At 63.1% G+C, this 14,521-nt stretch carries 13 protein-coding genes; 11 read left to right on the plus strand and 2 right to left on the minus strand.

The features are described 5' to 3' along the window. Positions 1–559 precede the first annotated feature (559 nt). The 8 genes from pqqA to O9K64_RS18605 all read left to right on the plus strand — a co-directional run bounded on the left by pqqA (position 560) and on the right by O9K64_RS18605 (position 7,094). Entirely contained in the window at positions 560–634 is a 75-nt protein-coding gene (gene pqqA, locus O9K64_RS23815) for a pyrroloquinoline quinone precursor peptide PqqA (RefSeq protein WP_260292450.1), read from the plus strand. A 142-nt stretch (positions 635–776) separates the two neighbouring features. Further along, on the plus strand, positions 777–1,061 hold the full coding sequence (gene pqqD, locus O9K64_RS18575; RefSeq protein WP_275099599.1) for a pyrroloquinoline quinone biosynthesis peptide chaperone PqqD: 285 nt from the start codon (positions 777–779) through the stop codon (positions 1,059–1,061). Next, positions 1,036–2,184 (plus strand): pyrroloquinoline quinone biosynthesis protein PqqE, encoded by a 1,149-nt coding sequence (gene pqqE / locus O9K64_RS18580; RefSeq protein ID WP_275099600.1) that lies wholly within the window; start codon positions 1,036–1,038, stop codon positions 2,182–2,184. The genes pqqD and pqqE overlap by 26 nt, the downstream gene beginning before the upstream one ends. Positions 2,185–2,283: 99 nt before the next feature. Then, positions 2,284–2,793, plus strand: coding sequence for a hypothetical protein (locus O9K64_RS18585; protein ID WP_335342319.1), 510 nt, complete (start codon positions 2,284–2,286; stop codon positions 2,791–2,793). Further along, entirely contained in the window at positions 2,771–3,895 is a 1,125-nt protein-coding gene (serC, locus tag O9K64_RS18590; protein WP_275099601.1) for a 3-phosphoserine/phosphohydroxythreonine transaminase, read from the plus strand. Before O9K64_RS18585 ends, serC begins: the two co-directional genes overlap by 23 nt. 61 nt (positions 3,896–3,956) lie before the next feature. Continuing rightward, entirely contained in the window at positions 3,957–4,838 is an 882-nt protein-coding gene (locus O9K64_RS18595; protein WP_275099602.1) for a hypothetical protein, read from the plus strand. Continuing rightward, positions 4,838–6,073 (plus strand): M48 family metallopeptidase, encoded by a 1,236-nt coding sequence (locus O9K64_RS18600; protein ID WP_275099603.1) that lies wholly within the window; start codon positions 4,838–4,840, stop codon positions 6,071–6,073. The genes O9K64_RS18595 and O9K64_RS18600 overlap by 1 nt, the downstream gene beginning before the upstream one ends. A gap of 262 nt (positions 6,074–6,335) precedes the next feature. Further along, the gene (locus tag O9K64_RS18605) at positions 6,336–7,094 is read left to right on the plus strand and encodes a creatininase family protein (RefSeq protein ID WP_275099604.1); all 759 of its coding nucleotides are present in this window, start codon (positions 6,336–6,338) and stop codon (positions 7,092–7,094) included. 218 nt (positions 7,095–7,312) lie between these two features. Here O9K64_RS18605 and O9K64_RS18610 read toward each other — a convergent pair whose 3' ends face one another. Next, on the minus strand, positions 7,313–9,412 hold the full coding sequence (locus O9K64_RS18610) for a 4Fe-4S binding protein (RefSeq protein ID WP_275099605.1): 2,100 nt from the start codon (positions 9,410–9,412) through the stop codon (positions 7,313–7,315). Positions 9,413–9,671: 259 nt separating this feature from the next. After that, positions 9,672–9,989 carry a hypothetical protein gene (locus O9K64_RS18615; RefSeq protein ID WP_275099606.1) on the minus strand — a complete coding sequence of 106 codons (318 nt, stop codon included), beginning with the start codon at positions 9,987–9,989 and terminating at the stop codon, positions 9,672–9,674. Between the two features lie 337 nt (positions 9,990–10,326). Between O9K64_RS18615 and O9K64_RS18620 the strand changes: the two genes are divergently transcribed. From O9K64_RS18620 to O9K64_RS18630, 3 genes are all read left to right on the plus strand, one after another. Continuing rightward, complete coding sequence (locus tag O9K64_RS18620; RefSeq protein ID WP_275099607.1) at positions 10,327–10,806, plus strand: 4Fe-4S dicluster domain-containing protein; 480 nt, start codon at positions 10,327–10,329, stop codon at positions 10,804–10,806. Between the two features lie 24 nt (positions 10,807–10,830). Further along, positions 10,831–12,678, plus strand: coding sequence for an aldehyde ferredoxin oxidoreductase family protein (locus O9K64_RS18625; RefSeq protein WP_275099608.1), 1,848 nt, complete (start codon positions 10,831–10,833; stop codon positions 12,676–12,678). 240 nt (positions 12,679–12,918) lie between these two features. Next, on the plus strand, positions 12,919–14,259 hold the full coding sequence (locus O9K64_RS18630; RefSeq protein ID WP_275099609.1) for an NAD(P)/FAD-dependent oxidoreductase: 1,341 nt from the start codon (positions 12,919–12,921) through the stop codon (positions 14,257–14,259). Positions 14,260–14,521: the final 262 nt, after the last annotated feature.

The following is a 14,521-nucleotide window of genomic DNA, read 5'->3' on the forward strand; positions in this document are numbered from 1 at the left end:
CGTGGTTGCCCGGCTGGTCGCGGCTCCGTCGAAAAAGGGCAGGCACGGGGGCCTGCCCCTACGGGTGGGGCGGTGGTTGCTTCAGATTCAGTGTAGGGGCAACCCCCCGTGGTTGCCCGGCTGGTCGCGGCTCCGTCGAAAAAGGGCAGGCACAGGGGCCTGCCCCTACCGCCCATCGTATATCCATCTGCATGCGCGGTAGCATAGCCTGGATGAAGCCGCCGCCACCGAAACAGGCATTACCGCACGTGCCCACGGCGGCGCAATCCGGGGCGCGGAGCGAATGCAGGGCAATGCCCCGGATTCCGCCCGTCCGGGGATGAGTATCTGTCGGGCTTTCGTGGGGCGGGCTGCATCCGGGCTACGATCTACGACATTTATTAATCCGGCATTCACCCCTTCGACTTTTGGCTAATTGTTCGCCTGTGGGCCGGATACTAGAGTGTTCCTGAGTCTTGATACTTGGGTGATACCGGCGCTATTCCAAATGCAACCGGGTTACTGCCTCAGGTTCACCGGGTCCCAGGATGGTTTATAAATCCAAACAGAGGAGAATGCTATGAAGTGGGAAACTCCGGATTTTTGTGAGCTCCGTATGGGCTTCGAAGTAACGGCCTACGTTTATACCCGTTAAGCCGTGATGAATTGGGGGGTTTTCGCAATGAAGACTCCCCAACTCTGTTCTGGACTGCTGTTAATGATGATCGGCTCCGGTGTGGAGTTGCAAGGATGCCAACCTCCGTCAGCGCAAAGCCCGTCGAATGGAGAGTTGCCTCGTGACGCTATCGAATACCCCTTTCAATCCGCATGACCGGCCGGTGATCAACCCGCTGTTTCTGTTCCGCTGGGAAGAGCAGGAGCAGGCCTACCTGCTGCTCTATCCGGAAGGCATTATCAAACTGAATGATTCCGCCGGCAACATCCTCAATCTGTGTGATGGGGAACGCACCATGGAGTCGATCATTGCGCAACTGAAAGAGTTGTTCGGCGCTGACGATATCGATGGTGACATCTACAACTTTATGGAGGTGGCCCGTGGCAAAGGCTGGATCAAAGCTTAAGATTGATGGAAACGGCAAGCCGCTGTGGCTGGTTTTGGAACTCACCTACCGCTGTCCGCTGAAGTGTCCCTGGTGCAACAATCCACTCGATTTCGATGAGCTGAAAAATGAACTGACCACCGAAGAGTGGAAGAAAGTGCTGCGGGATGCCCGCGCTATCGGCAGCCTGCAACTCGGTTTTTCCGGCGGCGAGCCGATGTTGCGACCGGATCTGGAGGAGCTGGTGGACGAGGGTAACCGGCTGGGTTACTACACCAACCTGATCACCTCCGGCATGGGTCTTAGCAAGGACCGGCTCAGCGAACTCAAACGTTGCGGTCTGAAACAGATTCAGTTGAGTCTGCAGCACAGCAACCGGGAGAAGAACGACATCATGGTCGGGGTCCAGTCCCACGACGAGAAGATGGCGGTGATCGAGGAGGTCAAGGCGCAGGGCTTTCCGGTGGTGCTCAATGTCCCGCTGTCACGCTACAACATCGAGGCGGTGGACGACATCATCGACATGGCGGCGCGTACCGGGGTGGAATATATCGAATTCGCCAATATCCAGTATTACAACTGGGCGTTACTAAACCGTGCCGCGCTGCTGCCCACCCGGGAGCAGATCGAATACGCCGAGGCGCGGGTCAATGAGGCGCGCAAACGTCTCGGCAACACCATGACCATCTACTTCGTGGTGCCGGACTATTTCGACGGTCGACCCAAGGCGTGCATGAACGGTTGGGGCGCGATTCACCTGACCATCGCCCCGGACGGTTCGGCGCTGCCCTGTCAGGAGGCGCAGGTGATGGAGGGGGTGGATTTCCCCAATGTCCGGGATAACGACCTGGGGTGGATCTGGCGCGAGTCGCCGGCCTTCGAAATGTATCGCGGCGACGCCTGGATGAAGAAGCCCTGTAGCGACTGTGACGAGAAGGAGAAGGACTTCGGCGGTTGTCGCTGTCAGGCCTACCTGCTCACCGGTGATGCCACCAATACCGACCCGGCCTGCTCCAAGTCCCGGCACTTCGACATCATTCAGTCCGCGGTGGCGGCGGCACGCATCAACAGTGGACCGCAGATGCCGCTGGTGATGCGCTCACGCGGGGCGATCAACGGCAAGATGCGGTTGATACGTCCATGAGGTTGCCCCACGAAACCCTCGGCGGGACGCTGACAGCCGGCCTGGCCCTGGTGGGGCTGCTCTCCCTGGTGGCCCTGTGGCTGGCGGGCGGTTGAGCCGATGATGACCCTCGAACTGCTCGACGTGGCCGCCCGTTGGCTGCATCTTTTGGGCATCCTGGTCTGGATCGGCCACAACTATGCCAGTGTGGTGGTCAACCCGGGCTACCGGCCAGCCAGCCCCGAAGCGCCGCTGGAGGTGCTGGGCAAGCAGTTCGAGGCGGCCCTGCAGCGCGAACACGGGATTTTCCGCTACGCCTCGCTGGTGGTGCTCGGCAGCGGCTTCTTCATGCTCTGGCAGCGTGGCATCCTGATCGATGTGCTGACCCTGCAGGGCGGACTGGCGGTACTGGGTATCGGCGTCTGGGCGGGCATCGCCATGGCCCTGAATCTCTGGCTGGTGCTCTGGCCGCACCAGAAAAAGGTGATCGGTTTCGTCCCGGCCAGCCATACCGAGCGGGTCCGCTGCTCGCGGATCACCTTTCTCTCCTCCCGCAGCAACACCATCCTCTCTTTCTCCGCCCTGTTCTTCATGATCGCCGGTTCCCATGGCGCCGCGCTGTTCACCTGACGGCCGGCCGGTGATCACGGGCTATAATTTCGCCGCCGGGCCCTCGGTACTTCCCGAGGCGGTACTGGCGGAGGCCCGGGAGGGACTGGACAACTGGGCCGGCAGCGGTCAATCGGTGATGGAGATCCCGTTTACCGGGGAGGCGTTTGCCCGCATCCACGACGAGGCCGTGGCGACCCTGCGCAACCTGCTGGAGATTCCCCCGGACTACCATGTACTGCTGCTGCAGGGCGGCGCCTACGGGCAGTTCTCCCTGCTGCCGATGAACCTGCTGCGCGGCCGCGAGTGCGCGGACTATGCGCTGACCGGCCACTGGTCCCAGCGGGCGGCCAACGAGGCGAAGCGCTATTGCCGGGTGAACATCGCCGCCGACGGCGCGAGCAGCGGCTATACCGCTATCCCGGACTGGTCGGCATGGTCACTCGACCCCACCGCGGCCTACTGCCATATCACCACCAACGAGACCGCCAACGGGGTGCGGTTCCGCGAACTGCCGGATACCGGCCGGGTACCGCTGGTGGCCGATATCACCTCGGACTTCCTGATGGCGCCGCTGGATATCCGCCGCTTCGGCCTGGTCTATGCGTCGGCACAGAAGAATGCCGGTATCGCCGGTCTGACGGTGGTGATCGTCAAACAGGCGCTGCTGGGACGGGCCCTGCCGATCACCCCCACGGTGTTCAACTACGAGTTGCTGGCGGCGAGCAACTCCCGGGTCAACACGCCACCGGTCTGGGCCATCTATATGGCCGGGCTGGTGTTCAAATGGATTCAGGCCGAGGGCGGACTCGGGGAGATGGCGGTACGCAATCGTCGCCATGCCGGATGGCTCTACCGGACCATCGATGAGAGCGGTTTTTACCACTGCCGGGCGGCCGAAGCCGCGCGCTCGCCGGTCAACGTCTGCTTCGAACTGCCTACGCCACGGCTGGAACGGGCGTTTCTCGCCGAGGCCAGGGAACGGCGACTGCACAATCTGAAGGGACACGCGGCCGCGACCGGGCTGCGCGCGAGCCTGTACAACGCGGTGAGCGAGTCGGCGGTGGCGGCACTGGTGAGCTTCATGCGGGACTTTGCCCTGCGTCATGCCAGCGTCGCCTGACCCCGTTCCAGCGTCGCCTGAGCGTCAGCGTCGCGCCTGGACGGGTCGTGCGGGGTTCTATGTGCGCAACGGGTGGCTGCTGTGGGCGGCGTTCCGGCTCTGGCTCCTGGGCCTGGGTGGCCTGCCGGAAGCGCCACGCCACGCCTTACGGGAGCACCCACATGCCACCCGGCTGATGGGGCTCGACATCGCCAACCCGATCGGCCTGGCGGCCGGTATCGACCGCAGCGGCCGCCTGTTACGCGGCGCCAGTCGGGCCGGGTACGGTTTCAGCGAAGTGGGGTCGGTGACCCCGCAGTCGCTGGCGGCCAGCGTGCGCCGGCTGGGCCGGCGCCGGCCACCGGGACGGATCATGCCGCGGGGGGTGAATATCCGTCCCGCCGCGGGTGCCAGCGCCGAGCGGATGATCGACGACTACCTGCACTGCCTGCGTCGCCTGCTGCCGGTGGCGGATTACCTGGTACTCAACCTGAGCTCGCCTTTCGCCCGCCGCGGCTGGGCGGCCGATCCCGTCTGGCTGGAGTCGCTGCTGACCCGGGCCGTGGAGGCGCGCGACCAATACCATCGCGACGGGGGCGGGCGGGTGCCGCTGGCGATCAAGGTGGCGCTGGCGCCCCGGGTGTCGCGGCGTCAGCAACAGGCGCTGCTGTCGTGCCGACGCGCCGGTCTGGACGGGGTGTTGCTGGTGGCGGTTCCCGGGCAGGCGGAGGCGGCGGTCTGCCACTGCCTGCGCCAGGTCAAGGATCTGATTGGGGAGATGACGCTGATTTCGGTGGGCGGTATAGTCTGCCCGACTCAGCTAACGGGCCGGTTAGCGGCCGGGGCGGCGGCGGTACAGCTGTTCAGTGCGGTACTCGGGCAGGGTCCGGGCCTCCCCGGACGGTGGCTGGAACAGCTTCACCCCGATCCACGCCCTGGTCCACATAGGGAGGAGGCCGCCTGATGCCCCCGTCGCTGTTGGCCGCCCTGGTCATCACGGGCCTGCTGCTGCAGCTCTGGCTGCACGGGCGGGAGCTCCGCTATCAACAACGGCAATCGGCACCGGCCGGGGCTCGGAGCAGCGACTACAGCCGTCAGCGGCTGCGCTTCGCGGCGCTGGGGCTGATACTCGAAGCGCTGTTTGTGCTGCTGATGCTGGTGGCCGGGCTGGAGCTGCTGCAGCGGCTGTGGCTGGCGGCCGGTCTCTCCGGCTGGGCGCTCCAGTGGGCCCTGCTGCTCTCGGTGCTGCTGTTGCTGGCGGCCGTGCAGCGGGCCATCACCCTGCTGCGTGTCTGGTGTGTCGAACGCCGTTTCGGTTATTCCCGCCAGCGTCTTGGCGGGTTTCTCCGCGACACCCTGGTCAAGGCCGGCCTGCTGTTGATCGTCGGCACCGGCCTGGCGGCCGCCGCCACGCGCCTGCTGGAGCCAGGCTGGCAGGCGGGTTGGTGGTTGCTGGCGCTGCTCTGGGGCGGGTTTGTCTGGGTACGCTCCTGGCTCTATCCGGCGTTGATAGCGCCCCTGTTCAACCGCTATCGCCCGGTTGATGATCCGGATCTGGTGTGCCGGGTGCGGGCGATCGGGCGGCAGGCCGGTATTGACCTGGGGCCGCTGCTGGTGATGGATGGCTCGCGCCGTTCATCGCATGGCAATGCCCATGTCACCGGGGCGGCCGGATCGCGGCGGGTGGTGCTGCTGGATACCCTGAGCGGGATCCTCGACACCGGGGAGATCGCGGCGGTGGTGGGCCATGAGGCCGGCCATCTGCGTGCCCGGCACATGCCGCTCTTTCAGCTCTGTTCGTTGCTGGTCTCAGCCCTGTGGATCGGCCTGTTCAGCCTGGCCGCCGGGACAGCCGATATGGCGTCGGGTACGGGGCTGGCCCTGCTCTGGCTGCTGACACCGAGTGCGGCCCTGCTGGTCAAGCCGCTGTTCTCCTGCATGATCCGTGGTTTTGAACACCAGGCCGATGCCTTCGCCGGGGCCTGCGGCTACGCGGACGCCCTGGCCCGCGCCCTGGTCAAACTGACCCGTCACAACGGCGCGGCGGAAGATTCGGACCCCTGGTTCAGCTTGGTCTATCATTCCCACCCAAGGCTTGCCGAGCGGTTGCGGCGTCTGGGGGATAAAACGCTTCACAGAGTGCATAAACCGCTAGGCGAATCCACCAATGCTTTGTCCAGGAATGGATTTATGCCGTGAAGGCCATGGATGGCGGGGAACGGCCACGGTGGATGCGCTGTCGCTTATCCACCCTACATCTACTTTAAAGAGAAGGTGCGGGAAGCCGGAATAGGGCGCTTCCGTAGGGTGGGTTAGGCGCGCCCTGCGCAGTCGCTGGGAGTCTGTATGGTGCCCGCGCGCGCCGTAACCCACCGATTGGCGTGAGGGATCCGTGGGTACATTTTGCTGGATAACCCACCCGGAAATGGCGGGGCATACCCCCCGTGGGAGAGGAGTGAGAATGCAGCTTCACGATCTAACCTGGCCGGAAGTCGAGGCCTACCGGCGGCGCAGCGACGGCGTGATCATTCCGATCGGCTCCACTGAACAGCACGGCCCCAGCGGTGTCATCGGCACCGACGCCATGGTGGCCGAGGCGATCGCGCGGGAGGCGGGACGGCGTGCGGACCTGCTGGTCGGTCCGGTGATCAGTATCGGGGCCGCCGAACATCATATGGCCTTTCCGGGAACCCTGTCGCTCCGCCCCGCCACCCTGATCGCCCTGGTGCGGGATTATATCCACTCCCTGGCCCAGCACGGCTTTCGCCAGTTCTTTTTTATCAATGGCCACGGCGGCAATATCGCCACCCTCAAGGCGGCCTTCAGTGAGATCCACGCCGAACAGCGGGGTGAGGGGGCCGGGCTTGCGCTACGCTGCACCCTGACCAACTGGTACGAGGTGACGGCGGTGGTGGGTCTGCGCAAACAGTACTACGGTGACCGGGAGGGGCGCCACGCCACGCCGAGCGAGATCGCGGTGGTCCAGTATCTTCGCGAGGATCTGATCCAGGCCGGGTCCCTGCCGCCGCCCGGGCCACTGCAGGGCGAGGTGCAGGGGGCGGAGGATTTCCGCGCGAAATACCCGGATGGCCGGATCGGCTCCTGGCCCGACCTGGCCACCCCGGCACAGGGGCGGGCGCTGTTCGAGGCGTCGGCCGGCGGGCTGGCGCAACGGGTTCAGGCGTTTTTTGCCGAGGGCCGAGTGCCCAGTCCCTTTTGATGCAGGCTGCGCGAGCTACAAACCCCAATGCTGGGGTAGGATGCTGGTGAGCTTGCGAACCGCATCAAATACGGTACAAATTGATGCGGTTCGTGCCTCACCGGCATCCTACATTGCCGGCAAGTACCGTAGTCTCGTAGGGTGGATAAGCCGGTAGGCGCATCCACCACAGCATTGGTGGATGCGCTATCGCTTATCCACCCTACGTTACTATGTCATTAAGTTATAGATGTCTCGTCGGCATTAGGTGAACGCACCCGCTGACGGTTCTGTTGCACCAGCGGCACGCAGCGCGTGGCGTCGTCATGGATCTCCACGCACTCCAGACACTGGAAACAGTCATCGTAGCGGATCGCGCCGCTGTGGCGTTCGATGGCCTCGTAGCGGCAGGTGACCGCGCAGAGTTTGCAGGGGGTGCCGCACTCGCGGCGCCGCACCAGCCAGTCCCAGCGCCGTAACCGGCCGCCGAGGACCAGGGCGGCCCCCAGGGGGCAGAGAAAGCGGCAGTAACCCTTGAAGACGACCATCGAGACCAGGATGCAGGCAAGGGCATAGAGCACATAGGGCCAGGCGCGCTGGAAGCTCAGGGTGATGGCCGTCTTGAACGGCTCCACCTCGACCAGCCGGTCACCCAGCGAGGCGGAGAAGAACAGGCTGCCGAGCAGTGCCGCCAGAATGGCGAACTTGATCCAGCCCAGTTTTTCCGTCACCGCCGCCGACAGGCGCAGCTCCCTGATCCCCAGTTTTTGGCCCAGGGTGTGGGCGAACTCCTGCAGGGCGCCGAACGGGCAGAGCCAGCCGCAGAAGGTGCCTCTGCCCCAGATGGCCAGCGTGATCAGGGTAAAGATCCACAACAGCAGCGAAATCGGGTCATACAGCAGGAAGGCAAAATTGTGCGTCTGGAAGATCGCCCGCACCAGGCCGATCAGGGTGACGATGCTGAGCTGGCCCTGCTCCCACCAGCCGACGAAGAAGAGGGTGATCAGCAGCAATAGCGGGCGCAGCGTGGCGAGGCGCTGCGGGCCGGTGACGCTGCGCCGGTGATTGAAGAGGAGGTAACTCAGCAGGCCGAGGAACAGCGTCAGCAACAGCAGGTCCCATGCCTTGTCGCGCCAGGATGCCAGCCAGGCCGGCTGTTGTCCCGTGTCCGGCAGCGGCTGGATGAAGTAGCGCGGGTCCGGGCTGTAGCTGAGCACAAAGTCCCGGCTGCCGGTGGTCGGCCGGAATGAGCCGTGCTGGCGCAGCACCTTGATAATGAAATCCCAGCGGGAGGCGGGATCAAAACCGAAACGGGTATCGACCCGCAGGATCATCGCCTGGTCGAACGCCGGCACCCCGGGCAAGAATGCCATTTCGGCATCGGCATCCCGCAGGCTGATGGGAAAGCCCTGCTGGCGGATGGACATGCGGTCGGGCGCCGAGTTGCGCACAAAATCCTCCGCCACCAGCCGGTGCCGGCCATTGGCCAGTACCAGTATCGGCTCTTCGGACGGCTCCAGCTGCCGCTTCAGGGTGGCGAGGGCTGCCGGGTCCAGAATATTTCCCGCCACGCTCGGCAGATTCAGGTCGGCAATCCACAGATCCAGATAGAGCCCATCCGGATCCCGGGTGGCTTCACTGTCGTCATCGGCAAACGGCGTGGCGGCAAAGGCCTGCTGCAGATCCCGGTTGCCGATCCGCAGGTGCTCCATGAGACTGCTGTCCGCCAGCTGCGCCCAGCTCATCGGCTCGAACAGATCCTGGCGCGGATGGCCGGCCGGTTTGGGTGCGATATGGGCGAGTTTCTCCCGGGCGACGCTCAGCGCCGCGGCGAGAATGGTTTCATTGGCGATCCGCACCGAGGCGGTGGCCTTGGTGACGCCGTCGATATAGCTGTTGGCGCCGGCGGCAGCGTCGGCCGGTTTGCTGGCGCCGGCGGGCAGCACCTTGATGTTGTCGGCCAGGGACTTGCCGCGATATTGGTAGACGAACTCATGGAAAGGGCGCGGCCCCAGGCCACTGACAAAGACCGGTTCATTCTGGTCCAGGACCTTGATGTCGAGGAAGTTGCCGTCGGTGTCGATGCTGACCAGCAGATTCATCGGGGTGCCGGAAAAGCCCGGAATCGGGGCCAGCTCCCGGGATTCGAAAATATAGCCGGCCAGGGCCCCACCGCTGTTCAGCAACTGCCAGACGGGCAGTTGCGCGTCCTTTGTCCCGAGTGCCAGCGGCGGGACCACAAAGCGGGAGAGCTGGTCGGCGGTCAGGGATGTTGCGCTTGCCGACGACCAGCCGAAAAACGCTCCCCATAACAGTAAGGCACCCAGCAGACGTGGCAACGATCATCCCCCCGACATGACATCCATAGGGAATCGAAGCTAGCCGATCGGCTGGGTGCGCTCCATTCAACCTAAGTCTAAGGGCTCGCGCAAGAATAAGTTCCTGTATTCGGACGCCCCTGGACCCCGCTGGCGGCGTTACGCTTTTTGGCAAGGGAACGGCCATTGCCTGCAAAGCGTGCCTTGCCAGCGTGGTCCAGGAACGCCCTCGGTACTACGGAATTATTCTTGCGCGAACCCTAAGGGCTCGCGGCGGCGCTCAAACCACCGGGGCACCGTAACCGAAACTGTAGGGCACGGGGCCGGAGAGGGCGATGACATCGCCGTCTTCGAGCTGATGGGCCAGGCGTATGTCGCCCACGCACCCCGGGGCCACGTCGCGGCCGTTGACCAGGATCAGGAACAGTTCGGCGAGCGGGATATTGAAGTCCCTGACGATGTCGCCGATGGTGGCCCCGACCGGATAACTGATTTCGCGCTCCAGCCGCTCCGGATCGCAGAACCGGGTCATGGAATTGAAGGCGCGTACTGTGATGCTGACCGTCAGGTCGGCCGAATTGTGTCCAAGCAGTGTCAACTCTCTTGCCTCGATAAATCGGTATGAATCAGGGAGCGCCTATTTTCAGCGCGGATGGCGGATTGTGACTTGATCACTGTCAATTGGGAGTATTCGACTTTGGTCGAGTTTTGGTAGGTGGCCTGCTTCTCAAGCCAATGCGGGTCGGCGCATCGTGGAGCCGTTCCACTGCAGTAGCGTTATGTCTTGGAAAGCATAAGCCTTTAGTTCAATTGTGAGATTTGAGTGCCTGGGTACACTCGCCTATGAGTGGATTTTATTCACCTTTTTACGCCTTGAAACCAGCAGCATCAGGCTACGCGCGGCTGGAGATGGGTAAACTTCCGGGGAGGAGATAATGCAAAAATCGCTGCACATCATTCCCGAGAAATGCACCGGCTGTACCCAGTGTGAAATCGCCTGTTCGATGGAACATGAGGGTATTTTCAGCTCCAGCAAATCTCGGATCAGAGTATTCAAGTTTCACGATGAGGGACGCTTTGTCCCCTATACCTGCACCCAGTGTGCCGAGGCGTGGTGCCAGCGGGCCTGTCCCACCGGCGCGATCGATATCAATGCGCGGACCGGGGCAAAGGAGGTGCTGGCGACGGCCTGCGTGGGGTGCAAGGTGTGCACCATCGCCTGTCCCTTCGGCACCATCAATTACGTTCCGGACAGCGGCAAGGTGGCGAAATGCGATCTCTGCGGCGGCGATCCGGCCTGCGCCAAGGCCTGTCCTACAGGGGCCATTCTGTTTATCGATGCGGAAGCGACCGGGTTCGAGAAGATGCGTGCCTGGGCAGCCAAGACAGACACTGGCGCATCGGCCACCGCATAACCACAGCAATCGGGAGTTAATCTTATGGGATGGGCTAGAAAGCTTCTGCGTGTCAACCTGACGGCTGGCACCTGCACCACCGAAGCGCTCAATATGGAATGGGCGCACCAGTTCCTCGGCTCACGCGGGCTTGCCGCGAAGTACCTGGTGGAGGAGATCGACCCCAAGGTCGATCCGCTCGCGCCGGAGAACAAGCTGATCATGGCCACCGGGCCGTTGACCGGCACTTCGGCCTCCACCGCCGGACGCTATACCGTAACCACCAAGGGCGAGCTGACCGGTGCGATCGCCTGCTCCAATTCGGGCGGATTCTTCGGCAACGAGATGAAGAACGCCGGTTGGGACATGATCATCTTCGAGGGCAAGTCCCCGAAGCCGGTCTATCTGCTGCTGCAGAACGAGCAGGCGCAACTGGTCGATGCCGCGGAATTCTGGGGCCAATCGGTCTGGGATACCGAAGAGGGGATCAAGGCGAAACATCAGGATCCGCTGATCCGTGTCGCCTCCATCGGCAAGGCGGGGGAAGAGGGTTGCAAGTTCGCCTGTATCGTCAATGACATGGATCGCGCCGCCGGGCGTTCCGGCGTCGGCACCGTGATGGGTTCGAAGAACCTGAAGGCGGTGGCGATTCGCGGCAACCTGGGTGTGAAGGTGGATAACGTGGAGCAGTTCCTGGAGGCGGTCAAGGCGGGCAAGGCGGTACTGGCCGGCAATCCGGTGACCGGCGTGGGGCTGCCCACCTACGGTACCCAGGTACTGATGAACGTGATTAACGAAATCGGCGCCCTGCCGACCAACAATCACCAGGAGGTGCAGTTCGCCCGGGCCAACGACATCTCCGGCGAGGCGATGCACGCGGTGCGCAAGGACGGTACCAAGAACCTGGTCACCAATGCCGCCTGCTTCGGCTGTACCATCGCCTGTCAGCGGGTCTCCAAGATTGAGCGTTCACACTTCACGGTCAAGGATCGCCCGCAGTATCAGGTGGCGTCGGGTGGACTGGAATACGAGAATGCCTGGGCCCTGGGTGCCAATACCGGGGTCAACGATCTCGAAGCCATCACCTTTGCCAACTTTATCTGCAATGAGCAGGGCATGGACCCGATCACCCTCGGCGCGACCATCTCGGCGGCCATGGAGATGTTCGAAGCGGGTGCCATCACCACCAAGGAGACCGGTGGTATCGAACTGCGTTTCGGCAACGCCGAGGCGCTGGTGCAGATCACCGAACTGACGGCGAAGGGCGAGGGCTTCGGGCGTGAAATCGGGCTGGGTTCGAAGCGGCTGTGCGAGAAATATGGCCACATCGACATGCACATGGGTGTCAAGGGACAGGAGTTTCCGGCCTATGACAGTCGCGGTATTCAGGGTATGGGTCTGACCTATGCCACCTCGAACCGTGGCGCTTGCCATCTGCGCTCCTACACCGTGGCTTCCGAGGTGTTGGGTATTCCGGAGAAAACCGATCCGCTGGAGACCACCGGCAAGGCCGGCCTGGTGAAGGCGTTCCAGGATGCGACCGCGGCGGTGGATGCCAGCGGGCTGTGCATCTTCACCACCTTTGCCTGGAGCATGGAGGATATCGCGCCCCAGGTGAACGGTGCCTGTGAGGGTGACTGGACCGTTGAATCGATGCTCGAAATGGGTGAGCGGATCTGGAATATGGAGCGTCAGTTCAACCTGGCGGCCGGTTTCACCGGTGCGGACGATACCCTGCCCAAGCGTATCCTCAAGGATGCGGCCAAGACCGGGCCGGCCAAGGGCAAGGTGAATGAGCTGGGCAAGATGTTGCCGGAATATTATCAGCTGCGTGGCTGGAATGCGGAAGGCGTACCGACGGGTGACACCCTGGAACGTCTCGGCCTGGCCTGAGGCGGCCGTAACCCCGGCGTCGGATCGCGCGGCTTGTGAGTAGTCAAACTCGCTGCCGCTAACCGATCCGACGCCGCCAATAACCCGATTGATGCGGTTCGTTTCTCGTCGCATCCTGCATCCGATGGCGAGATCCGGCCCAGTGCCCAATGCGCTTTCGGATGTGGGATGCGCCGGGCCTGCGAACCGCATCACTTGGAATTATGGGGACGAATTCGCTCATATAGAGGAGACCGAAAATTGATAGGCTTACTGAAGCGAGTGTTTGGCAACAACATGGGTCAGGCACAAGAGGTCACCGATACCGGGTCCGTCGCAGCGGATGCCGTCTATCGCTATGTCGTCGTCGGCGCCGGACCGGCCGGTGTGTCGGTGGTGGAGAATCTGCGCCGGAACGATGCGGAAGGTTCCATCCTGCTGCTGGGTGACGAGCCGGAACCCCCGTATTCGCGCATGGCGATTCCCTATCTGCTGGTCGGTAAGGTGGGGGAGACGGGTACCCACCTGCGGCAACAGGAGAACCATTACCAGGCCCTCGGTATCCAGTTGCGGAATGCCCGGGTCACCGGCATCGATGCGGCGGCCAGGCGTGTCGCCCTGAGCGATGGCAGTGGGGTTCAATATGAACAGCTCTGCCTGGCTACCGGGGCACTTCCGATCCGCCCACCGGTTCCCGGACTGGATCAGAAACGGGTGCACCACTGCTGGACCCTGAAGGATGCCCGTCACATTATCGAACTGGCCCATGAAGGCGCCAACGTGGTGCTGATGGGGGCCGGTTTCATCGGTTGTATTATCCTGGAGGCGCTGGCCCTGCGCGGCGTCAACCTGACCGTGGTGGAGATGGGGGACCGCATGGTTCCGCGCATGCTCGACCCGGTGGCGGGCACGCTGCTCAAACACTGGTGCCAGGAGCGAGGCGTGGCGGTGCATACCTCGACCCGGATCACCCGGGTGGAGCCCAATCCGGGCAACAGCGAGGATACCCTGCTGGTCGATCTGGATAACGGACAGCAGATACCGGCCCACCTGGTGGTGGTCGCCGCCGGGGTGAAGTCAAACCTCGACTATCTGCAGGATGCGGGCCTGGCGGTGGACCAGGGCATTCTGGTCAATGAATTCCTGCGCACCAGCGATCCACACATCTATGCCGTGGGGGATGTCGCCCAGGGTCCGGATTTTGAAAATGGTGACCGGGTGGTACACGCCATCCAGCCGACGGCGACGGATCATGGTCGGATCGCCGCACTGAACATGGTGGGAAAACCGACCCCCTACCGGGGATCCATGCAGATGAACGTGCTGGATACGCTGGGTCTCATCTCGGTTTCGTTTGGTGAGTGGGACGGCGTACCGGGTGGTGATCAGGCGGTCCTGCAGGATCAGCAGGGCTATCGGTATATGCGCCTGGAATTCGATGGCGAGCGTTTGGTCGGCGCGCAATGCGTCGGCCGCACCAACCATGTCGGTGTCATCCGCGGGCTGATTGAAGGCCGGGTTGCACTGGGTCCCTGGAAGGAGCGGTTGAAGAAAAATCCCCACCTGATCATGGATGCCTACCTCGCCTGCGCACAGCGGTAATTCTACCCGCGGCTGTTCCCAGAACTCCCCCTCGCCGGTCAGGTGGGGGTGGAGTCAAACCGCTAATAACCGAAGTGCATATTGTCAGCCTGTAGGTTGGGGTGAGCCTGCGAACCCCAACGGGGTTGCACGCGTGTGCGCCATGATGTTGGGGTTCCCTCCTCACCCTAACCTGCGCGCTAAAAACCACGATGTCCGGCATCCTGCGTCGCGGGCCGATTCAACCAAAGTTGAAGAGTCTCGGGTCTCGGCATGGTTTATA

This window comes from Sedimenticola hydrogenitrophicus (genome assembly GCF_029017505.1).
Classification (GTDB): Bacteria; Pseudomonadota; Gammaproteobacteria; order Chromatiales; family Chromatiaceae; genus Sedimenticola; species Sedimenticola hydrogenitrophicus_A.